We start from the raw sequence: 22,621 nt of genomic DNA on the forward strand, positions 1-22,621 counted from the left end.
ATGATTATATCAGATAACAAAATGAATAAATCAGCTGTCATCTGATGGTATTAAATATTCATCTGAAGTAATAAAATTATCAGCAATCAATGTGGTTTATTCATCTGACGATATTGTTTTTTACGCAAACTATATCATTTTATCTTCTGATATAGTAATAAAATCAGCAATCGTTCTGTAATTTGTAAATTAAAAGGAAAAATACCTCAGAACAACTACAGATTTGTAATCTAAATAAAATTTCAGAGGTAAAAATTCTAATCCCGAGGGACAAACGAATAAAAAAAGGACAGCAAATCTGCTGTCCTTTCTATTCTTTTCTGAACTCTTTTAGATAAAAAACCCAGGTTCTTTGCGTTCAGAACAGTTTTCGAAGAGATTATTTGTGATCTGATTGATAAGCGGTGCATCAAAAATCCGGGCATCCTCCGGGCAGGTTTTAATACATGCACAACACCAAATACAAGCCTTTGCATTTGTAATTACTGTTTTGTTTACCTCAATAACATCAACGGGACAAACATCGGCACAAACGCCACACAGCGTACATTTCGCAGCAATGGTTCCTGGCGACATTACCGGGGCATTCGGCAATTGTTTGTATGGATAGTTACCCGAAACGTTTAGCTCCAGACCATCGTTTTTCTCCAATTTAGTTAAAATCGCTCCTGCAAATTGTTTTGCTTTAAGAAGATCGGCCTCATCAGGACGATTTTTTGCTATGGGTTTACTTTCTGTTGAATAAGAATGCTCTCCGATAAAAGTGGCTGCAGCTATTGGAGTAAAACCTAATGCTGTACTTACATCTTTTAACTCAAGCAGAGCGTCATCGTAATCTCTGTTTCCATAAACAGCTACTAAAACCACAGGTGTGTTTTCAGCATTAAAATGCTTCAATCGCGGAATTACTTCAACGGGCAAACGTCCTTTGTAAACAGGCACACCAATAATGGTTAATTCATTACCAAAATTCTTACACTCAAAATCGGTTTGAGTAATGTCAAACTCATTGATTTGTTTTGCTTCCAATCCCTGCCCAATGGCTTTAACTACTTTCCTGCTTGTTCCTGTTGGAGAAAAGTAGATTAGATTTACTGATGGTAAATTCATAGAATATCATTTGTTCTTACTACTGTCCGAAGGTAAGAAGTCTTGCTATAATTTTAATTTATCAGAACAAAAAATCTCCCTATCCAAAATAGAAAGGGAGATTTTCAACTTAAATAAATGTGTATTATTGATCTAAGGGTTTAAATAAATCCACCACCACCTTGCGTTTCCTGACTATCTCTTTGCTTTCTTCTTTTGGCTTTGTTTTTACCGCTGCCAAACCGGTACGAAAAGCCAAGATATGCTGTCCTACTCTCCCAATGAAATTCGCCTTCCTGGTTGTAAGGTACTTTTGAATCAAACTTAAACTTCATTCCTTCAAAAATATCGTTTACTCTAAAGGTTAGTGTTCCTTTTCCTTTCAGCACCGTATAACTTGCTCCTGTATTGATCATCCACATTGGATCCACTTTAAATTGTAAATCTTCACCACCTCCGCGGTACATTGCGAACAACTGAAATTTCAATTTTTTAGTAGCCGTAAAGCTATTGGATACCCGGGCATTAAAGGAACTATTGGTAATTTCAAGATTCTCACCATTCGAAACACCGGTTTCTTTCTGAACATACAAATCGGAACTTGCATTCATCGACCACCATTTAAAGAATTGATAATTTGCTGACAATTCTATTCCATAACGATCATTGCTATCAGTATTATAATAAGATAGCTCAACCTTTTCAACATCCAAAGGATCCTTATTTAAAACTCTGGAAATATTATCAGTAACACGTCTATAAAATGTTCCTAAAGTAACGGAACCTTTCGCCAATCCTTTTGTATAATTGAATTCGAATGAATTTGTAAACTGAGGATTTAAATTGGGATTACCAAAAGAACTAATTAGAGGCGTACTCCATTCTCTAATTGGGTTAACCTGCTGTATAGAAGGCCTGTCAACCCTTCGACTGTAACTTAACTGCAATTGGTTTTTTTCGCTGGGTGTAAAGGTGAAAAATACGGATGGATAAACTGTAAATTTACTATCTGTATACTTAGCACTTTCATCTCCTTTACTAAATTTTCCATCTACTTCGTACTGCTCTATTCTAGCACCCAGCTGCATAGAAAATTTATTCATTTTTTGATTTAAATTCACATATCCGGAATAAATGTTTCTATCGTATGTAAATGCTGAATTGGGTTTTAGAACAGTTTCATACCAGTCGCCATCGGGAATTCTATTTCCCAAATTATCATATACAAACTCGTGCTGATTACTTGCTTTTGAATTTTCCGTATCGTTAATCCTAAGCTCCAAACCCATTTCTAATTTTGTGTTTTCTGATAATGGATTTGTATAATCTAAATTCAAAAGACTGTTGGTATAATCATTTTTCACATCATCAAAATAATTAGATGTCAAATCAGTCGAATTTAATAATTCAGTGTATGCAGCATCCTCAGGCGAATCACTCTCACTGTAGGTTGCTTCAAACTCTAAACTATGCCCCTTTTTCTCGAAATCGATTTTATAATTTAAGTTATAAGTTCCTGCAGTATTGTCTGATTCCGATTTCATTAAATTGTGATTATCCAGGGCGCTTCCTCTAAATATTTTGGTATCTCCATTCATTAAATTGTCAGAGAAATTCTGTGTCGTATAAAATGAAAGTGTATTTTTTTCATTTAAATAAATATCAGCTCCAACTTTTAATAACTGAGAGTTATTGTCGCTGTTAAATTCAAATTTTTGAAGAATGTCATCAGCTAAAATAATTTCTCCATCTCCACTTTCTGAATGCCTTAAAACTTTACCATAATTATTTCTTTTTCCGCCATTTGCCCCAAAGTTTAAAAAGAAATTAACGGCTCCGGTTTTGTAATTTAAATCTATCGATCCATTAGCACGTGTGTTCACGCCACGTGTTACGCCCAAATTCACATTACCATTAAAGCCAATATTTGCGTTCTTATTCAATACAATATTTATAATCCCACTCATCCCTTCAGGGTTGTATTTTGCTGATGGATTGGTAATCAACTCAATACTTTTAATTGATGTAGAAGGAATCTGCTGCAACAATTGAGCTGCACTAATATTAGTAGGCTTGCCATCCACCAATATTCTCACATTCTCGTTTCCTCTTAAGCTCACTGTTCCCGTTTGACTATCAACACTAACCGATTGCACATTGTTTAAAACCTCCGAAGCTGTGGCTCCGGCAGCGGTTAAATCTTTACCAACGTTTATAACCTTTCTATCCACTTTCTGAGTTACGCTGGACAGCTCTGCTCTTACCGTTACTTCTCCAAGAAGTTCAGTATCCTCTTCAAGTTCAACAGTTCCCAATTTATACGCTGATACTTTAGATGAGAAATCCAACTTTCTAACATATGACTTGTAGCCCATGTATTGAATCTCAATTGTGTTTTTTCCTTCGGTAATTTTCTTAATAATGAATTCTCCCTTGTCATCTGTAATACCTCCGGTAATTATTTTATTATTGGCATCTCTTATCACCACATTTACATATGGTAATGGCAACTTGGTCTTAACATCTATAATAATACCAGTTAACGATCCATTCTTAATTTCCACTCCCATATCAGCTTGTGCGTAACTGGAAATACTGCATATCATTAATATGATTATCAATATTCTTTCTCTCATAATTAGTTTATTTACTTGGTTTGTTCTGTGGTTAATTAGACTACAATAAAAACTGAATGGTTACAAATAGATTTTTACAATTGTTCTGAACTACTACATTGGACTTAAGTTAAAGCCCCCGGCAAAATGGTATAAAACTCTATTATAACACGTATCGGATTTGCTTTATCACATATGATGCCGAAAAAGGTAAGAGACTTACATCCAACACAAAGAACCTAACTTAGCTTTAAAATAAAATGTGCGATAACGAACACACATTGTACGATTGCGACTTTAATTTTAAAAATAACAGGGAAGCACAAAGGCAAGGCACCGTAAATGCAATCTCTCAAAGACCCCCAATTCAATCGGTATTAGGGACTTTTGCAAACAATTTAATTCCAAGTAAAAACGATACTTTATTAACCTTTTTTTTTTAAAGACGTACATTAACTATTGTGTTAAGTTTGGCAGGATGTTGCTTTATTATAATTGTTGATGGGATTCTAGTTGATGTAGATCTTGAAATTATGATTCTGCCATACATATACAGTAGTTAAACTAGTTTGTATTTGTAGAGAAACAGATATATAAGGCATTAAAAAATCTGAATTGAAGATAGTTTTAAATTAATACACCGAATAGAATGAAGAATGTTAACAACTGGAAAGCAAACTTGTTATTTATATTAACATTACTATTCACAATATTTGCTTCAATTTTTGTAAAGTTTCAAATTGATAAAAAGGATGAAGCTGAATTTAGGTTCGAATGTAAGGAAATCAGCAGTAGAATAGATTTGCGGTTGCATGCTCATGCACAACTGCTTCGCAGCGGGGCTGCATTTTTTAGTGTATCAGACACCGTACGGCGTGAGACTTGGAGTAATTTCATAAAACAGTCAAAAGTAGACCTGAATTTGCCAGGAATATTAGGAACAGGATTTTCCTTACTTGTACCTAAGAATCAGTTGGAAAATCATATTTTACAAATCAGAAATGAGGGATTTCCTGACTATAAGGTCTGGCCGGAAAGCTCTAAAGATACATCTACTGCAATCATTTTTCTGGAACCCTTCTCTCAACAAAATATGCGTGCCTTTGGTTTTGACATGTCGAGTGAATCGGTGCGCAGAGAAGCAATGGAAAGAGCCCGTGATTTGGATATCGCTGCCCTTTCAGGAAAAATACTTTTAGTTCAGGAAACAAAAACAGACGTACAGGCAGGAAACTTAATGTATGTTCCCGTTTACCGGAAAGGAGCCGTAACAAACACTGTTGAACAAAGACGTTCGGCTATCATAGGATGGGTTTACAGTCCTTACCGCATGACTGACCTGATGTTGGGTATCTTGAAAGACTGGGAATTAAACGATAATAAAAAATTGTTTAGCTTAAATATTTTCGATGGAAAGATTTGTTCTGCAAAATTACTTTTGTTTAATTCACTTAAAGATGAAAAACAGGAAAACCACAAGAATATACGTTTCTCTTTAAAAGTACCTATTGAGTTTAATGGCCATCAATGGACATTGGTATTTGTTCAAAAAAAAGAAAATTTTATTATTGAATACATTGCCTCATGGTTGGTATTTATTGGAGGTTTAATTATTAGTATTTTACTATTGTTGCTCTCCAAATCAATGCTTAGCACAAAGCTTAAGGCGCAACAAATCGCAGAAGAATTAACCTCTGAACTAAAAGAAAGTGCGCGTTTACTGAAAGAATCACAAGAAATTGCACGCCTGGGAACCTATTCGCTGGATTTAAAAAGGGGTATGTGGCGAAGTTCCGAAATACTCGATGCTATATTTGGGATCGATGAAAATTACACACATACAACTGAGGGATGGAGCGCTATGATTCATCCTGACCACAGAGAATTGCTGCTGAATTATTTTCAAAATGAGACAATAGCTCAGAGGTTACCTTTTAATAAGGAATATAAAATAATCAGAAACTGCAATAAGGAAGAACGTTGGGTGCATGGCTTGGGTAAATTGGAATTTGATAATAATAACAATCCGATTCGATTAATAGGCACAATAAGTGATATTACTGAACGCAAACTTGCTGAGGAGCAATTAAATTTAAGTCGTGAACAATACCGAAGTTTATTTGAGAATTCGCCACTCGGAATTTATCAGACAACACCTGATGGAAAAATCATAAATGTCAACAAAGCTCTCTTGCAAATGCTGGAATTTGAATCATTGGATGAATTACAAAATAGAAATCTGGAAACGGAAGGGTACAGTAAAGAATCTACGATTAGCCGTAAGCAGTTTGTCGAAATGATTGAAAGAGACGGTTATGTAAGAGGTCTGGAGGAAAGTTGGACAACTAAAAGTGGGCGAATCATTCCAATCCGTGAAAATGCACAAATTGTTAAAGGAATAAATGGGAACGTTGTTTTTGAAGGGACAGTGGAAGATATCTCTGAACGAAAGAAGACTGAAAAACAACTGCTTTTAAGTCAGGAACAATATACTATAGCCGTTGAAGGCTCCAATGATGGCATATGGGATTGGGATATTATTTCCAATGAGGTGTATTTCTCACCCCGTTGGAAAAGTATACTTGGTTATAATGATAAGGAATTGGAAAACAGATTCAGCACTTGGGAAACTTTATTGCACCCTGAAGATCATAAAAAGGCTTTAGCTGTTGTGCAAGCATACTTTAATAATGAGATTCCGGAATACGAAATAGAGTTTAGGATGAAACATAAGGATGACAGTTACAGGTGGATTCTTGCCCGGGGAAAAGCCTTGCGTAACGAAACCGGCAAACCTTATCGTATGGCTGGCTCGCATACCGACATCACATCTCGCAAGATAGCAGAAGAAGAAATCAATAGATTAAATGAGCACAACCAATTAATTCTGAATTCTATTGGAGAAGGAATTTACGGACTGGATATGGAAGGTAGAATGACCTTTGTAAACCCGGCAGCGGCCGCCATGATAGGAAAACCTATTGAAGAACTTATTGGTAAACAAGGCCATGCTGACCACCATCATACCCGTCAGGACGGCTCTCAATACCCTCGTGAAGACTGTCTGATTTATAATGTTTTTCGTACAGGAGTAGCCAGCCATGTGGATAATGAAGTATTTTGGCGGGCAGATGATACCAGCTTCCCTGTTGAATACATATGTACGCCAATAAAAAACAACTCGGGAGATTTAATAGGAGCAGTTGTTGTATTTAAAGATATTACTGAACGTAAACAGGTAGAGAAGAAGGTGAAAGAAAGTGAAAAACGACTTCGTGCAATCATCGAGTCGTCACCTATTCCAATGGTTATAACTAAAGTTTCTGAAGGGATTATATTAATGGCAAATGAAAGCCTTGGCAAACTCTTTAAAATTTCTTTATCGGATGCGATTGGACAGAAATCACCTGTTTTTTATTCGAATTCCCAGGATCGAAAAAAATTATTCAAGATACTAATGAAGGATGGAGTTGTGGATAATTATGAACTTGTTTTAAAGAAATCAGATCAGGAGTTATTCTGGGCTTCAGTATCACTTAAATTAATGACCCTTGATAATGAACAGGTATTAATTGCCGGATTTCATGATATTACAGAAATGAAAAATGCTGAGGAAGAAATCATCAAACATCGTGAGCATCTTGAAGAAATGGTCTCTGAAAGAACCCGTGAACTAACTATTTCACAGCAGAAACTGCAACAAAGTCTTAAAGAAATCACAGATTACAAATTTGCCCTTGATGAATCAAGCCTCGTCTCTATTACTGACAATAAGGGTGTTATAAATTATGCAAATGATATTTTCTGTAAAAAATCAAAATACAGCCGGGAAGAACTCATTGGGAATACCCATCGAATTATAAATTCGGGTTATCATTCAAGTGACTTTTTTATTGACTTGTGGCATACAATTTCAAAAGGTAAAGTCTGGCGAGGGGAAGTTAGAAATAAAGCAAAAAACGGAAGTTTTTATTGGGTAGATTCAACAATAGTACCATTTCTTGACAAGCAAGGGAAGCCATATCAGTATGTATCTGTTCGATTTGATATTACCGATAAAAAACTTTCAGAAGAAAATCTAATCAAAGCAAGAGATGCAGCTAACTCTGCCAATCAGGCTAAGAGTGAATTTTTGGCAAATATGAGTCACGAAATTCGTACACCTATGAATGCCGTGATTGGATTTTCGGAACTTTTATCTAAAACCGTGAAAGATGAAAAACAACGTTCACAGGTAGAGTCGATCCGCAGCAGTGGGAAAAATCTATTGAAAATTATCAATGACATTCTGGATCTTTCGAAAATTGAAGCGGGTAAAATTGACATCATACCTGTACCGGTCAATCTTTATAGTCTAACCAAGGAAATTAAAAATTTATTTGACCCCAAGGTGAATGAAAAAAAGATTGATTTCTTTATCGAATATGAAAGTACAATTCCCAAATTACTTCTTCTTGATGAAGTGCGATTGCGCCAAATTTTGTTCAATCTTATAGGGAATGCTATTAAATTTACTGATAATGGACATGTTATCTTAACAGTTGATGCGCATCGAAATATAAAATTGAAAGATAGTTATGATCTGATTTTGCATGTTGAGGATACAGGAATCGGCATCCCGATTGATCAACAGAAATTGATTTTTGAGCCTTTCACCCAACAAGCAGGACAAAGTGCAAAATATGGTGGAACTGGTTTAGGCTTACCCATCACTAAAAAATTGATTGAAAAAATGGGGGGTACTATTCATCTTGAAAGTGAAGCAGGTAAAGGGAGTAACATAAGGGTTATTATTCCTAACATACCTATTTCTGAGACTGAGATCGAACCCGAGGAGAGCTTGATTGACTTATCAATAATAAAATTCAATAAAGCAAAAATTCTTCTTGTTGACGACAATGAATTAAATCGTGAACTGATTAAGGATATGTTAGAACATTCACAACTTGATGTCTTTGAAGCAGAAAATGGCGAAGAAGCTGTGCAGTCAGCAACAAAAAATCTGCCCGATTTAATTCTGATGGATTTGCGTATGCCAGTACTGGATGGTTATAAGGCCACAGAAATACTGAAGCAAACAAAAAGTACCAAATCCATTCCGGTTATTGCAATCTCAGCTTCTGCAAAAAGTATAATAACTGGAAATAGAAATGTAGAGATATTTAATGAGTTTTTAATGAAACCATTGGATGCTTCTGACTTGTTTGATAAAATGAAGAAGTATCTCACATATCAGGTTAAAGACGAAGCAGCTACAGCTGATTCCAAACAAATTGACATTGCACTGACTCAGGAACAATTAAATCAGCTGCCTGAACTCATACCAGTTCTTGAAAATAAGTTTGTTCCTATTTGTCAGAATGCTATCCAATCGCAAATGATTGACCAAATTGAAGAATTCGGTAAAGAATTAATTAAACTAGCTGAAGAAAATAAGATTGAATATCTTAAAGATTATGCAAGCGAAGTTTGCAGTTTGGCAGATAATTTCGAGATCGACAGATTGTTGAAAACTCTGGTAAGATTCCCGAAAGTCATAGAGCAACTTAAAATATAACATAAAAGCATATGGAAACAATTAGCAATAATAAAATTAAGATACTCGCAGTTGACGATAATCCTAAAAATATTCAGGTAATTGGCAGCATCCTGCGCGATGAGGGATATTCTGTTGGATTTGCTTATGACGGTCAGCAAGCCTTACATCTTTTAAATAAAATACAAGATTTTAATCTGGTCCTTTTAGATGTAAATATGCCCGTAATGAATGGTTTCGAGACCTGTAAAGCCATGCGTGAAAACGAAAACATGAAGGAAATTCCAGTCGTATTCCTGACAGCACTTAACGAATCTGAAAATGTGGTTAATGGCTTTGAAGTTGGAGGGCAGGATTATATTATCAAACCTTTTAATTCAAAAGAAGTATTGGTGAGAGTGAAAACTCATATCGATCTGAAAAGGAGTAAAGACCAACTTAAAAAAATAAACCAATGGCTTGAAGAAAAAGTAACAGAGCGCACCAAAGAGCTCCAGAAAGCAAATAGTGAACTTGAAGAAGTCAATCAGGAATTAGAGGTGTTGGATAAAGCAAAATCAGATTTTCTGTCCATAATTAGCCATCAAATTAACACACCTTTAAATGGCATAATTGGTTTCATTGGCATATTGAAAAATGAATTGGTCGATTCTAATGTTACAGAAATGTTACATTATCTTGAGATTTCTGCCAATCGGCTTCATCGCTTTGCTAAAATAAGTTTGAAAATTACCGAGTTACGCACTAAAAAACAGCCCCTTCAAAAAAGTGAAATTAGATTAAGCGATTTAATTGAATCAACCAAGCTTAATCTTTCGGAACAAATTAAAGCAAAAAAGGCGAATGTAGTTTTTGATGGCAAGATTGATAATACGCACATAAATGGTGCTCAAGAACTAGTTGAATTTTGCTTTGAAAGCATTCTTGACAATGCGATCAAATATTCACCCAATGGTGGGCTTGTTCGTGTGAACATAGATTCTGATATAAAAAAAACAACCTGTTCTTTTATTGATCAAGGTGAAGGCTTTACCCCACAGACACTAAAAAACAGATTTAAATTATTTGCAACTAACTCCCAGTATCATGATGATCAAAATGGTCTTGATTTGGCTACAGTGAAACTTATTATGGATGCCCATAACGGAGAAATTATAGCAACAAATAATGATGAGATCGGAGCTACTGTAGTATTAACTTTTCCAAACTAAAATTAGATTGTAAATATTGAACTCAATATATGATATTAAAAATAGGAAGTATACAAAGGATCATTTTCATTTTCTGAGCCCGCAACAAAAAAGCCGATACTTTCGTATCGGCTTTGTGATCCAGTCAGTATCACCATTACAGTAGTAAAATTAGGCTATATGTCAGTATAGGTACTGCAAATTTGATGATTTAAACAGATTGCTGGTATATCAGTACTTTAAAATTCTGCTTAAAACCGCTTATTAAAGCTACTTAATATATTTAAAATTTCATCTCTTATTGAAAAATTAAACGACTCCAATAATCATTCAATGCCTAGTGAAGAATTTGAACCTCTAACCTCACTCCCCCCAGACACAACCACCCTATTATTAATTCTCAGTAAATCAATTGCTTAGATGGAATGAGGTTTTGAATTTGCAAGTTTTTTGCACGTTTTTGCTTGTGATATCTTTTCTTAACTAGGCGTGTTGACCAATTCTATTTTATATTTGTGACTCTCTTAGAGTCTTAAGTTACATCAAAACGATAAGGATCACAAATAAGCTTATTGAATCGACCTTAACCGTCTTTATTCGCATTAAATCGACTCTAATCGTCTTTATTAACATCAATTAGAGTAGAAGTAATAAGAAAAGCATTATATTTGTACAACAATACGTACAATGATACGTACAACAATACGTACAATTAGATGTGCGGGTGAATACTAAAAATTAATGACGATGCTAACAACAACAATTTCAAATTTCCGAAAAGATATAAAAAAATACTTTAATCAAGTAAATGATAATCACGAAACCTTAATTATTAACAGAGGGAATGATTCGGGAGTGGTTGTAATTTCGTTGGAGGAATACAACTCTCTTTGTGCGACACAGTACGAAATGTCAACGAAAGCAAACGAACGAAGATTAGACTCTGCAATTGAAAAATTAAAAGGAGGCTCTTCTTTCACTAAGGAACTATTTGAATAATGAAGTATATTTTTGTAGATGAATCGTGGGAGGATTATTTGTATTGGCAAAAGGTTGATAAAAAAATGGTTAAAAAGATTAATGATCTATTAAAGGATATTTCTCGAACCCCTTTTGATGGGAAAGGTAAACCCGAAGCATTAAAACATAAATATCGGGGCTTTTGGTCCAGGAGAATTAATGAAGAACATCGTTTGATTTATCGGGTAAGAGATGATGAAATATTGATTGCTAAATGTAGATTTCATTACGATTAAATAAGTTTCTATAAATATTGAACACACAAAAGCATTACTTTTTATGTAACGCTATTTCAGGACGAGACAAATCTATGATTTAAGGGGGGATATGTAAAGTATTCCCTCTTTTTATTATTGTCTGAGTGAGGTATGTCCGATCACATTATAATGAAAATTACAGGAATCAAAGACCCAAAAACTTTACTGAAATATAAAAAAAACATCTCAGAAATCAGTTGTTGAGTCTATGACAAAATATTGGAATTAAATAGTGTTTCTAGTTTTGCATGATGATAGGAGTTAGTTCCTGCTTTATCTTTTCGTAGGCGGATTGTTCCAATAATCCTAAATCAAGCAAATCTTTAGACTCTTTCAATTTTGCGATTGCTTCAACTCTTGTTAGAGGGGTGTTTAAGCTTTTTATTTCGCCGACTAAAGAGGATTTTGATAAAAACGGACAAAGTAAATTTTTCAAATCTAAATCTGGAGCTTATCGTGGAGTATTGGCAGAGGCGAAAAAATATAAAAAAGATGCTTCCAGAATATTAACACCGATTGAAAAGGCAATTGATAAACACACCAAAAAGAAGCGATAACTCGATGCAAAAATATATCGGTAACAAAGACTTTTCTAATGCTATTCATTTCCTCATAAAGTCGAAGAACTATTACAGTCTATTTTATGGTTCAGGTGGATTAGAGAAAAGCATCTATACTGCAGACGCAAAATTTATTTGTGCTGAAAAAAATCCTGAATGCAAAAAGCATGAAACTTCTATGATGGCCACAATAGAATATTCCGACTACAAGGATCTTATAGAAGATAATGTATTTACTCGAGAAGATTTCATTTTTGCAGATCCCCCCTATAAGTTTTCGACCAGGAGAGCTGGACGAAAATATTACAAGTTCGAATTTTCCGAAAAGGATCATATAGAATTTTTAAACTATATCGCCTGGCTCCCTAGCAGAATAATGCTAACACACCCCGAATGCGATTTGTATAACGAATATTTAAAAGACTGGTATAGGGAAGATTTACATTACATGACACATGCTGGCTTACTGACTCGGTGTACATGAATTACAATCCCGAAGAAATAAAGCTTTTAAATTATGACTGTCTTGGTAGGAACTTTACAGATAGACAACGAATAAAGCGACAACAAAAAAACATCGTATCTAAATTTAAAAATCTTGATCCTATGATTTTAAAAGCAGTGGTTCATGATTTGAAAAATGAAAGCTTGGTTTAAATCCCATATAGATTTTTGTTTCTATACTCGAGCTGAAATAATTTGTAGCGTATTCATTCTAGGATGTCGCAATGAACACAACAAAAAGATGTGTTTTTACAAAAATGACTATATCCACAATAGGGTACACTCTAAAAAGAATAAAATTTAAATGCCTAAGTGTAAAATCTTGCTTGGATAGGGGGAATATTAATAAAATGATAATCTCAAAATGAGTGAGTAAGAGTAGTGCGAAAAGAATAAGATTTGAATATTTCTAAATTGTAAAATGAAAACTTCAAACCAAAGGAAAGGGGATGCTTTACAGCTCCCCGTTCTTATGTGGTTTATTTAATTTTTAATTAATGAAAATCATCAAATACATATGCTGTACCAGATCCTGTAGAACTTCTCCAAAATTTAACGATAGGGTTCGTTATGGAATACTCTTTGTTCCCATTCATGTTTACATATCTATTGGCCGCATACAAGTGAACACGATCTTTGGTGTTGGACATTGCAGTCTCATTATAGATAGTTTTTGAGATGCCTGAAGAGTTTGTGTAGGTGAGTTCAGAACATTTAAATTCTAAGCGATTATCCCCCTTTTTATCTTTCCAGTTTTTTCTGTAATATTTACTTTTGGCTCCGACACTGGCTCCAATGTCACCATAGGTTTCGGCATACATCCAAACACGAATTCTTCTGCGACTACTTACTTTAACCGAATAAGAATCACTTGTCCACTCACCTGTCTTTGTAATAACCTGAGCTGATTTCGTACTATTTGTGAAGGAACTACTGTCAATCTCAATATCTTGAATTTCCTCAAATGGGCGATTAAATTTCTTAACCAATTTAAATATCCCATTTTCTTTTACGTATTTGGTTATTTTACCTACTTCTGCAATGTAGATGTTGTTACCAATCGCTAATACACCATTTGAATTAAATTTTTGAGCAACAATCGGATCACTGATAATCATCTCATATTCATTATTTCCAATTGGTTTTAGAATGTCAGCATATTGTTTAATAGCTTGTTGATACTCTGCTTCTTTTTCAGGGTCTACTGAATAATTAACGATTTCCTGATACGCGTCCCACATTGTTTTAATTCGGGATTTTGCTTTTGTGTTTCCAGAAGGTGACATAACATCTAAGTTGCTATCAAAACTTAAAAATTCAGAAGCGTTGATTTTATTAAGTTGCTCATTGTTTTGAGTTGAGTCTAACTCGTTACACTTATCACATGATGCAAAAATGAAAGCAGTTGCGATTACTAAAGAAAATAATTTAATATTTTTCATAGTTTTATATCTAAAAATTTATGCCAACCCCTATTTTTGGTAAAACTTTAAATTCATCAGAAAATTCAGTCTTAAATTCAAGTCCTAGCATTAACTTCAAATTATCACTAATAATGCCTTTTTTAGTAATATAAAAGGGTAGTCGCATATATTCTTCATCCGAATCAGAATATGAGAAGCCAACTCCCCAAGATAAATCAATGCCTTTAGACGTATTGAAATCCTTTTTAAGAAATACTGAATATGAAGCATCTCTTAACTGTTCATTGCTAGCTTCGATTCTAAATTCCGGATAAAAACCTTTATTCGTAAATAAGGCAATTCCAAATTCATTTGAATTGTAATAGCTCGCAGTCATTTTTTTTTCTTGTGCAATACTAGTAAGTGCCGTAACAACAAATACGAGTAGTAATATTTTTTTTTTCATTTTGTAAAAATTTAAATTTAATTAAAGAAGTAAAACTAAGTATAATATTTGAATAGTCAAATCTGTAATTTTCATATAAATTGATTTTAAAATAACACACATTGCGTAATATGTTGAAAAAACAAATAATTAAATGGATTTAATATTTATTAACATATTGATATTATACTAAAATATTGAATGACATAAAGTCATGCTTTATATCGAAGTGTCACAACATTGGACATAAAAATAGTGAGACAAAACGCTTGTTGAGAAAAGTAAAATGAGAGGGATGATCTAAAAACATATATGAAGACTGAATGACGTTTAAATTTCATTGAGTATAATTAGGAATTACAAAAACACCCCCGTAAATCATGAAATTTACGGGGGTGTTTTGGGTTTTAGTCCGGTCTTGCACCGTCTAAATATCGTCCTCCTCATTTTCCTGTGCCATGTAAGCCTGCAAAGAAGTAAAAATCTGCATTTGCTCCTCATAAGGTTTTGAAAAGAGAATGTACAGCATTTGTGCAAATGTTCACGGCAAAAAAATAAGCAACAAGAATTTTGCAGTGGAAGGTGTCGGGTTCGGTTTCATCGGGTAAATACCCAACTGCAAAAATTTAATCAAAAAGTCAAAGAGATTCTGAAAGATGAAAAATTCTTAGTTGAACAAATAATCACCAGTGAGGGCAAATGTCCTTTTGTTGTGTACTGTAATGGTGAAAAATTCCAATCCGATAGTACTAAGAGCTTGCTAAGTAAAATAAGAAAGCAGAATGAAAATAAATTATGTGTTATTTATCTATAATTGAGCGTGTTGATAAGTTGACATTCCAAAATTATTAATAAAAATCATTTATTTGGGTTACTTTTTGATAAATTCTGAATAAAGGGATAGTTATATATTATGAGTGTTATTAATATTTATTTCACATTGAAAATTATCTAAAAAATTAAAATGCAAAATTTCGAAAATTTAAATCAACAGGAACTCCAGATGATCAACGGTGGTGGGAACAGACATGTAACAAAAATCGATATAGATGGTGATGGTAAGTGGGACATGAAAACTGTATCTAATACTAGAACTGGAAAGGTAAAGGTTAAATATCGCTTATAGGTAATCTTATTGAAAGATTAATACCTCTAGTTTTGAGTATTGGAGTTGTATATATAAATTATTAAAAATTAAAATAAAATGGATAAATTTAAAAAATTATCAAATAATCAAATGGGTGCAGTTAAAGGTGGTTTTCGCCTCGTTCATAAAGTTGATATAAATGCTGATGGTAAGTGGGATTTTAAGATGGTAACAAATACCAAAACAGGAGTACATAAATTTAAAATGAGAGCAAATTAAAACTTTTATCTAATCAGAAATAGTATGGCGTCTTAAAAATAAGACACCATACATCTCATAAATTTAAAAAAATAATAATGTTGAAAATTATATCTTTTTTTATTTTAGTATTTCACCTTAATTTCGGTATTGCAAATGAAATTAAAAGTAATAATAAGGAGGTTGCAACTCGCGTATCTTTTGTTAAGGAAAAAGGAAAATACTTCGCAACTAATGTGACAATTAATGGGGTTACTATTCCTGGTAAGTTCCTAATTGACACAGGCTCAGAAACAATCATTTCTGATAAAGCTGCGATATTAGCAGGACTAGAATTTAAAAAGAATGTGACAATTTCTGATGGATATAACTTCAAAGCAGTTCTTAAAGCGAATGCAGAATTAAATATAGATGGCTTTAGTTTTAAAAGAACAAAGATATCTGTTCTTTATGAAGTTGATTTTGGTCTTGGTGTTTTTTGTGATGTTGCTGGCATTATTGGTAATGATATTATGAAACAATGTGTTTGGTCTTTTACAAAAAATGAAATATTAATTTGTTCTGATTTCGAAATATTAAAGAATATCTCATCTTTCAATAAAGAAAAACTCATATTGCAAGGAAAAAATAGGACAGTTCCTTATGTTGTTGTTAGTTTTGGTACACCAAGAGCAACTGCGTTACTAGACACAGGCGATGACTGTTTTGTACAGATTAATAAAGTAGTATTGGATTACATTAAGCCTCAAGAAATAATTCAAGGGAAAGGACGAGCAGTTTCAATGCTTTTGAGTCAACAGAATGCTACTTCCAAATCAAGTTACTCAATTATACGAACAGATAAATTCACGCTTGGTGATAAAACAGTATCCAATCCTGTTGCTTATATTGAAGCTGATGAAGAGGGATGGGCAATTGGTACAGGATTATTTGATTATTTTGATATTATTATTGATTTTCCTAAAAAGAATTTTTTTTTAAAACAAACAAAGACAGAATATGTTAGTGGGAAATGGAATACTTTTGGACTTTCAGCCATCATTGAGAATGGAAATGTATTAGTGAAATTTGTTTGGGATGATACTCCTGCTTATGAAGCAGATATTGAATCCAATAATAAGATAATTAGTATTGATGATCTTTATCTTGAAGATATTGATAAACAATCTTCTTGTCAGATATACAAAAAACTAGACGATAAGTTAAGTAAGGATTCGATCTTTTTAACGATTGAAAAAAAAGATGGCAAACGTTATTCTTACAAACTTCAAAAGACAAATATGTTTAAATAAATTTGAATTGATATAATTAAGTTAAAACACCCCCGTAAATCATGAAATTTACGGGGGTGTTTTGGGTTTTAGTCCGGTCTTGCACCGTCTAAATATCGTCCTCCTCATTTTCCTGTGCCATGTAAGCCTGCAAAGAAGTAAAAATCTGCATTTGCTCCTCATAAGGTTTTGAAAAGAGAATGTACAGCATTTGTGCAAATGTTCACGGCAAAAAATAAGCAACAAAAATTTTGCAGTGGAAGGTGTCGGGTTCGGTTTCATCGGGTAAATACCCAACTGCAAAAATTTAATCAAAAAGTCAAAGAGATTCTGAAAGATGAAAAATTCTTAGTGGAACAAATAATCACCAGTGAGGGCAAATGTCCTTTTGTTGTGTACTGTAATGGTGAAAAATTCCAATCGGATAGTACATAAGAGCTTATTGAATCAAATTAGAAAGGAATATTTTAAAAATTAGTGGTAATTTTTCCATCCACATTGGAAAATATTTTGTTTCAAAATGGAAATTTTAATAACTTTTATTATTTAATGGATATTCCGGATCATATTGACCCCTCTTTTCAAAATAACACAGGTTTTGGTTCTTTTGTGGTAGAATGTAGATAACCACTAAAACGAATGCAGATGGCTGGAAAACCAAAACCTATGAGTCAAATCAAACAATTACTGCGCTTGCATCAGCAAGGAAGCCCAAAGAAAACCATAGCCAGGAGGGATCTGGGTGTAAGCAAGAATACCGTGAAGGCGTACCTGGATAAACTATCCCGATTGAAAACGGATGTTGACAGCCTGTTGTTGCTGGATGATCCCGTATTGGAAGCCAGGTTTCATCCCGGTAATCCAGCCTATAGGGACGAACGCTTTGAACATTTTAAGGGAAAACTGAATTACTTTACCAGTGAACTGAAACGTACCGGAGTTACCAGAAAGCTATTGTGGGAAGAGTACCGTCTGGATTATGCACAAGGCTACAGCCATACTCAATTCTGCCATCACTTGTCACAACATTTGATTGCTTCTAAACTGAACTTGCAACAAAAAAGACGACACTTTCGTATCGTCTTTGTGATCCAGCCAGGGCTCGAACCTGGGACCTATAGCTTAGAAGGCTATTGCTCTAATCCAACTGAGCTACTGGACCGTCCTTGTTTTTTTTCTATTTTTGCCTTTAAAAATGAGTGATCCAGCCAGGGCTCGAACCTGGGACCTATAGCTTAGAAGGCTATTGCTCTAATCCAACTGAGCTACTGGACCATTCCTTTAAAAGGCGATGCAAATATAGGTATTTATTACATTCCCAAACAAGTATTTTTGCGTTTTTTTTCAGTAAAAATCAACTACAGACTAGTAAGAGCTTATATCACAGTTCTTATCCAATTTACAAGGCCTTTGCATTTTATTATCTGCTGTAATTTATCGGGTAAAACAGGTATTTCGAATCGTTTTTCACCAACCTGAACGACTCCTTCCTGAAAATCAAGCACAAGCACATCATTTCTATGGTATGATTCAACAATTTCGCGGTTCACAATGAGTAATAACCCCTGATTAATTGCCGACCTGTAAAATATCCTATTTACCGATTTTACGATCACCGCACGTACTCCTGCATGAGCCAATCCAACTGCAGGATGTTCTCTTGAACTGCCGCAACCAAAATTTTCCCCGGCAATCAAAATATCACCTTCCTCTACTCCATCCGCAAAAGAATCATCAAATCCTTTGAACAAATGTGGACGAATTCCATCCGGATCGGAACTCAAAACCTCGTAAGTTAAGTTTCCTGCAAACATTTGGTCGGTATTTAAATGATCAACATCGGAGTAATCCCAAACACCATTCGATTTTCGTTGGTCTGATTCCTGAATCAGAATTGTGGCACTTTGTTCTTTCTGAAATGGAAATTTTATCTGATGGGAAGCATCTGTTCTTGGATCGGTAATTTCACCTGTTAGCGCAGAACAGGCCACAGTTGCTGGTGAGGCAAGATATATTTGAGCATTTTTATTGCCCATTCGGCCTAAAAAATTTCGGTTCGCGGTGGAAATCACCGTAAATCCATCAGCAGGAATTCCTTGTCCGGTTCCCAAACACGGACCGCAGGAAGACCCCAAGATAGTGGCACCGGCTTTCATCAATCTGGTGATAATTCCCTCTTTAATCGCATCCAAATATATTTCTTTGGAAGCTGGAGCCACCAACAACTGAAAACCACTGACAATCTGTTTACCATCCAGTATTTTGGAGGCAATCCGCAAATCCTCCAATCGTCCATTCGTACAGGTTCCTATTAATCCCTGATTTACCTTCACACCTTTTACTTCTGATATGCTTTTTACGTTGTCGACATGATGCGGCGCAGCAACCAGTGGAACTAAATCGCTTAAATTAATTTCGTATTCTTTAAAATATTGGGCACCTTCATCGGCCCAAATGCCTTTTACCTTTTGTTCATAAAAATCTTCCAACACCTTATCGGGAGGAAATACGGCATTCTTAGCACCCATTTCAGAAGCCAGATTTGCCAATGTCATGCGATCAGAAATGGAAAGACTTTTCACTCCCTCACCATGATATTCAATAGACATGTAATTGGCTCCGGCCGAACCAATCATCCCGATAATCCATAAAGAAAGATCTTTTGCATAAACACCTTGCGGCAACTTTCCATTTAGAATGATTTTAATGGATTCGGGCACACGAAACCATGTTTCTCCCCTTTTCCACAATCCGGCAGCTTCCGTGCGGTCTATACCTGCAGCCAAGGCATTAAATGCGCCGGCGGTGCATGTATGACTATCACTGCCTACGATTATCATTCCTGGTTTGGCATGGTATGACATGATTTGATGACATATGCCTGAGCCTGCATCGTAAAACTTTTTGATTCCTTGTTTCTGAACCAATTCACGAACCCTCTGATAATCGGTAGCCAACTTGGCATTGGTTGGCGGCGCATTGTGATCCAGAACAACCAAAAGCTGATCAGGATCTTTCACTCGATCGCCACCCATTTTTTCAAATGTAATTTTGATACTGGCCGTATTATCATGAGTCAGAACAATATCGGGAGTTTTGAAAACAATGCTTCCACATTTTGCCCGGAATATCTTTTCAACGAAAGTTAGATTCTGCATAGTATTAACGTATTTTTTAACCAATAACTAACCTTAACCACTAAGTAAACTCAAAGTACTGCACAGAGAGTCTCCTAATTTTCACTTTGTGTTATCCTTCGTTTACCTTTGTGGTTAAATCTTTAAATGTGTTTAACCACAAAGGACACTCAAAATACTTCGTGGTTAACTATTTAAAAGAGTCCTCCGTTTTGATAAATTTCCAGTTGAACTTCAGAGAAACGCTCTCCCTGTACCGATATATTTTTAGTTGTATTGGTGATTTTACCCGTCTCTAAATCCAAACGAATTGTATCACCATCAGTCAAATTCAGTTTTGAAATATCAACACAAGTCATAATTGGAAAGGCTGCATTAATGGCATTCCGCTCGTAAATTGCTCCATAAGATTCGGCAAGAATACCTTGTATTCCCAATGCTTTGAAACAATCAACCGCCTGCTGCCGGGAACTGCCGCTTCCAAAGTTTTTGTGTGTAATCACAATATCGCCCGACTTGGCTTTTTGTGCAAAATCTTTGTGTCCTTCCAGATTATCAAAAGTATACTGTCCCATTTCATCCGTATCAGTAATAGAAAGATATCGATTGTGATAAATCATATCTGTATCGATATTATCCATGGGAATGTACCAAGCACGCCCTTCAATTCTCTTAGGTCTAATCAACACCTCAGAACTTGAATGAAGTATTGTACCCACTTCTATTTCTTTTCGGGGACCAAATGTTACGGGATGCTCCGGTATTTCATCGTGCGGAACAATGCAACCGGCAATTGCAGAAGCAACTACTGTAGCTGGTGATGCCAAATACACCTTTCCTTTTCCCTGCTTGCCTGGAAAATTTCTGTTCCCGGTGCTAATGGTTACCTCTCCTTCACCATTCTGTCCTACCTGACCGGCAGCACAACCTGCGCAACCAGCATTCGAAACCATGGCTCCGGCTTCTTTAAAAATATTAATCAAGCCTTCTTTTAAACATTCATTCCAAATTTCATCGGTAGCGGGAACGATCTTAAAAACGACACCAGGAGCCACTTTTTTCCCTTTTAGGATATCCGCCACAATCCGAAAATCTTCCATTCGTCCATTGGTACAACTTCCTATAAAAGCCGAGTCTATTTTCACTCCTCTGACTTTGCTAACCGGAACAGTGTTGTGAGGTTCTCCCGGCAAGGAAACCCGGGGAACAAACTCTTCCAAATCTATTTCAAACACCTGATCGTATTCAGCATCCGCATCAGCTTTCACTACATCAAACTTCCTTCCATTTCGAAACTGACTGTGTTCCATAATGGCATCATTGGGAGTAAACAAAATGATGATACATCCCATTTCTGTAGCCATCGATGAAATTGTGATTCTTTCATCAAGAGTAAGATGATCTACTTCCCCTCCATAAATCTCCACAGAATATCCAAGAAGAGAATTTGCTCCAAACCGGTTCAACAATTCCAAGACAATATCCTTGGCATAAATTCGCTCCGGCCGCTTTCCATTTAAATTTATTTTAACTGATTTAGGAACTTTGAACCAAACTTTTCCCTTATGAATTGCAGCAGCTATGTCTTTATCGCCCATTCCTTGCCCGAATGCACCAACAGCTCCCAGAATATTGGCATGAGAATCTGTAGTTACGGCAGTAATTCCTGAATAAGCGAGACCTTGCTCAATTAAAGTATGCGTTCCTATACCTGTATTGATATCAAATACTTTTACACCATTATCCCGCGCAAACAATCGGCATATTTGTTGGTTTATAGCATATTTTTGATCAGAACCCGTAGGGTTGCAATCAAATGTAAAATAAGTCTTTTTCGGATCGGCAATTTTCAATTTATGCTCCTGGATATTTTTAACCACATTTGCTCCTCCAAAATCCCGGGCAGCACGAATGTCAATCTCAACATCAATAATATCGCCAGGCTTTACAACACTCTCTTTGGAGTGATTTGCCAAGATCTTCTCGATTAATGTCATTCCCATAGTTTCAAGTGTTTTAGATTTGATATCATCTCTTCTTATTATACTACAGCTCACATAACCAACTACTCACCTTCTAAATTTACACAAAATATCTTCGCCATCATCACCATTTAATTCAGTTTTACAAACAGCCCGATTGAATGCAAAAAATATAAGTTCCGTTGGCTTTACCAATGGATATACTACTCTATATGAACGACAAAGCCATTCCATTAGCCTCTGCAAGAAATACAATGAAGATCAAAT

14 protein-coding genes, 2 tRNA genes and 1 pseudogene are annotated in these 22,621 nt (G+C 35.0%); 8 read left to right on the forward strand and 9 right to left on the reverse strand.

Annotated features, from left to right (window positions below):
• Window positions 1–330: 330 nt before the first annotated feature.
• Window positions 331–1,110, reverse strand: a complete 780-nt coding sequence (locus ACHZAX_RS13390) for a 4Fe-4S binding protein (protein WP_320019477.1) — start codon at window positions 1,108–1,110, stop codon at window positions 331–333.
• 140 nt (window positions 1,111–1,250) lie between these two features.
• The gene (locus tag ACHZAX_RS13395) at window positions 1,251–3,725 is read right to left on the reverse strand and encodes a TonB-dependent receptor (RefSeq protein WP_101309033.1); all 2,475 of its coding nucleotides are present in this window, start codon (window positions 3,723–3,725) and stop codon (window positions 1,251–1,253) included.
• A gap of 628 nt (window positions 3,726–4,353) precedes the next feature.
• Here ACHZAX_RS13395 and ACHZAX_RS13400 point away from each other — a divergent pair.
• From ACHZAX_RS13400 to ACHZAX_RS13415, 4 genes are all read left to right on the forward strand, one after another.
• Entirely contained in the window at window positions 4,354–9,261 is a 4,908-nt protein-coding gene (locus ACHZAX_RS13400) for a PAS domain S-box protein (protein ID WP_320019478.1), read from the forward strand.
• An 11-nt stretch (window positions 9,262–9,272) separates the two neighbouring features.
• Window positions 9,273–10,451 (forward strand): hybrid sensor histidine kinase/response regulator, encoded by a 1,179-nt coding sequence (locus ACHZAX_RS13405; protein ID WP_320019479.1) that lies wholly within the window; start codon window positions 9,273–9,275, stop codon window positions 10,449–10,451.
• A 726-nt stretch (window positions 10,452–11,177) separates the two neighbouring features.
• Window positions 11,178–11,429, forward strand: coding sequence for a type II toxin-antitoxin system Phd/YefM family antitoxin (locus tag ACHZAX_RS13410; RefSeq protein WP_320019480.1), 252 nt, complete (start codon window positions 11,178–11,180; stop codon window positions 11,427–11,429).
• Window positions 11,429–11,686, forward strand: a complete 258-nt coding sequence (locus tag ACHZAX_RS13415; protein ID WP_320019481.1) for a Txe/YoeB family addiction module toxin — start codon at window positions 11,429–11,431, stop codon at window positions 11,684–11,686. Before ACHZAX_RS13410 ends, ACHZAX_RS13415 begins: the two co-directional genes overlap by 1 nt.
• Before the next feature lie 259 nt (window positions 11,687–11,945).
• On the opposite strand, the gene ACHZAX_RS13420 is transcribed toward ACHZAX_RS13415, so the two are convergent.
• Window positions 11,946–12,143 carry a hypothetical protein gene (locus ACHZAX_RS13420; protein WP_320019482.1) on the reverse strand — a complete coding sequence of 66 codons (198 nt, stop codon included), beginning with the start codon at window positions 12,141–12,143 and terminating at the stop codon, window positions 11,946–11,948.
• Window positions 12,144–12,268: 125 nt separating this feature from the next.
• Between ACHZAX_RS13420 and ACHZAX_RS13425 the strand changes: the two genes are divergently transcribed.
• The gene (locus ACHZAX_RS13425) at window positions 12,269–12,751 is read left to right on the forward strand and encodes a DNA adenine methylase (RefSeq protein ID WP_320019483.1); all 483 of its coding nucleotides are present in this window, start codon (window positions 12,269–12,271) and stop codon (window positions 12,749–12,751) included.
• A 514-nt stretch (window positions 12,752–13,265) separates the two neighbouring features.
• Here the strand turns inward: ACHZAX_RS13425 and ACHZAX_RS13430 are convergent.
• Window positions 13,266–14,213, reverse strand: coding sequence for a hypothetical protein (locus tag ACHZAX_RS13430; RefSeq protein ID WP_320019484.1), 948 nt, complete (start codon window positions 14,211–14,213; stop codon window positions 13,266–13,268).
• A gap of 10 nt (window positions 14,214–14,223) precedes the next feature.
• Window positions 14,224–14,640, reverse strand: a complete 417-nt coding sequence (locus tag ACHZAX_RS13435) for a hypothetical protein (RefSeq protein WP_320019485.1) — start codon at window positions 14,638–14,640, stop codon at window positions 14,224–14,226.
• A gap of 1,183 nt (window positions 14,641–15,823) precedes the next feature.
• Here ACHZAX_RS13435 and ACHZAX_RS13440 point away from each other — a divergent pair.
• The 3 genes and pseudogenes from ACHZAX_RS13440 to ACHZAX_RS13450 all read left to right on the forward strand — a co-directional run.
• Window positions 15,824–15,985 (forward strand): hypothetical protein, encoded by a 162-nt coding sequence (locus ACHZAX_RS13440; protein WP_320019486.1) that lies wholly within the window; start codon window positions 15,824–15,826, stop codon window positions 15,983–15,985.
• A 77-nt stretch (window positions 15,986–16,062) separates the two neighbouring features.
• The gene (locus tag ACHZAX_RS13445; protein WP_320019487.1) at window positions 16,063–17,256 is read left to right on the forward strand and encodes an aspartyl protease family protein; all 1,194 of its coding nucleotides are present in this window, start codon (window positions 16,063–16,065) and stop codon (window positions 17,254–17,256) included.
• 645 nt (window positions 17,257–17,901) lie between these two features.
• Window positions 17,902–18,003: pseudogene (locus ACHZAX_RS13450) on the forward strand (helix-turn-helix domain-containing protein); the annotation flags it as partial.
• A gap of 319 nt (window positions 18,004–18,322) precedes the next feature.
• Here the strand turns inward: ACHZAX_RS13450 and ACHZAX_RS13455 are convergent.
• The 4 genes from ACHZAX_RS13455 to ACHZAX_RS13470 form a co-directional block, all read right to left on the reverse strand.
• Window positions 18,323–18,397: transfer RNA gene (locus tag ACHZAX_RS13455), tRNA-Arg, on the reverse strand.
• Between the two features lie 38 nt (window positions 18,398–18,435).
• A tRNA-Arg gene (locus ACHZAX_RS13460) sits at window positions 18,436–18,510 on the reverse strand.
• A 101-nt stretch (window positions 18,511–18,611) separates the two neighbouring features.
• Window positions 18,612–20,393, reverse strand: coding sequence for an aconitase/3-isopropylmalate dehydratase large subunit family protein (locus ACHZAX_RS13465; RefSeq protein ID WP_320019488.1), 1,782 nt, complete (start codon window positions 20,391–20,393; stop codon window positions 18,612–18,614).
• Between the two features lie 173 nt (window positions 20,394–20,566).
• On the reverse strand, window positions 20,567–22,375 hold the full coding sequence (locus ACHZAX_RS13470) for an aconitase/3-isopropylmalate dehydratase large subunit family protein (RefSeq protein ID WP_320019489.1): 1,809 nt from the start codon (window positions 22,373–22,375) through the stop codon (window positions 20,567–20,569).
• Window positions 22,376–22,621 lie beyond the last annotated feature (246 nt).

Origin of the sequence: Labilibaculum manganireducens, from assembly GCF_963665805.2 — a bacterium.
GTDB classification, from domain to species: domain Bacteria; phylum Bacteroidota; class Bacteroidia; order Bacteroidales; family Marinifilaceae; genus Labilibaculum; species Labilibaculum manganireducens.

Coding starts and splice junctions, on each gene's coding strand:
- ACHZAX_RS13390 (WP_320019477.1), bottom strand. CDS start 1,110: ATGAATTTACCATCAGTAAATCTAATCTACTTTTCTCCAACAGGAACA.
- ACHZAX_RS13395 (WP_101309033.1), bottom strand. CDS start 3,725: ATGAGAGAAAGAATATTGATAATCATATTAATGATATGCAGTATTTCC.
- ACHZAX_RS13400 (WP_320019478.1), top strand. CDS start 4,354: ATGAAGAATGTTAACAACTGGAAAGCAAACTTGTTATTTATATTAACA.
- ACHZAX_RS13405 (WP_320019479.1), top strand. CDS start 9,273: ATGGAAACAATTAGCAATAATAAAATTAAGATACTCGCAGTTGACGAT.
- ACHZAX_RS13410 (WP_320019480.1), top strand. CDS start 11,178: ATGCTAACAACAACAATTTCAAATTTCCGAAAAGATATAAAAAAATAC.
- ACHZAX_RS13415 (WP_320019481.1), top strand. CDS start 11,429: ATGAAGTATATTTTTGTAGATGAATCGTGGGAGGATTATTTGTATTGG.
- ACHZAX_RS13425 (WP_320019483.1), top strand. CDS start 12,269: ATGCAAAAATATATCGGTAACAAAGACTTTTCTAATGCTATTCATTTC.
- ACHZAX_RS13430 (WP_320019484.1), bottom strand. CDS start 14,213: ATGAAAAATATTAAATTATTTTCTTTAGTAATCGCAACTGCTTTCATT.
- ACHZAX_RS13435 (WP_320019485.1), bottom strand. CDS start 14,640: ATGAAAAAAAAAATATTACTACTCGTATTTGTTGTTACGGCACTTACT.
- ACHZAX_RS13440 (WP_320019486.1), top strand. CDS start 15,824: ATGGATAAATTTAAAAAATTATCAAATAATCAAATGGGTGCAGTTAAA.
- ACHZAX_RS13445 (WP_320019487.1), top strand. CDS start 16,063: ATGTTGAAAATTATATCTTTTTTTATTTTAGTATTTCACCTTAATTTC.
- ACHZAX_RS13465 (WP_320019488.1), bottom strand. CDS start 20,393: ATGCAGAATCTAACTTTCGTTGAAAAGATATTCCGGGCAAAATGTGGA.
- ACHZAX_RS13470 (WP_320019489.1), bottom strand. CDS start 22,375: ATGGGAATGACATTAATCGAGAAGATCTTGGCAAATCACTCCAAAGAG.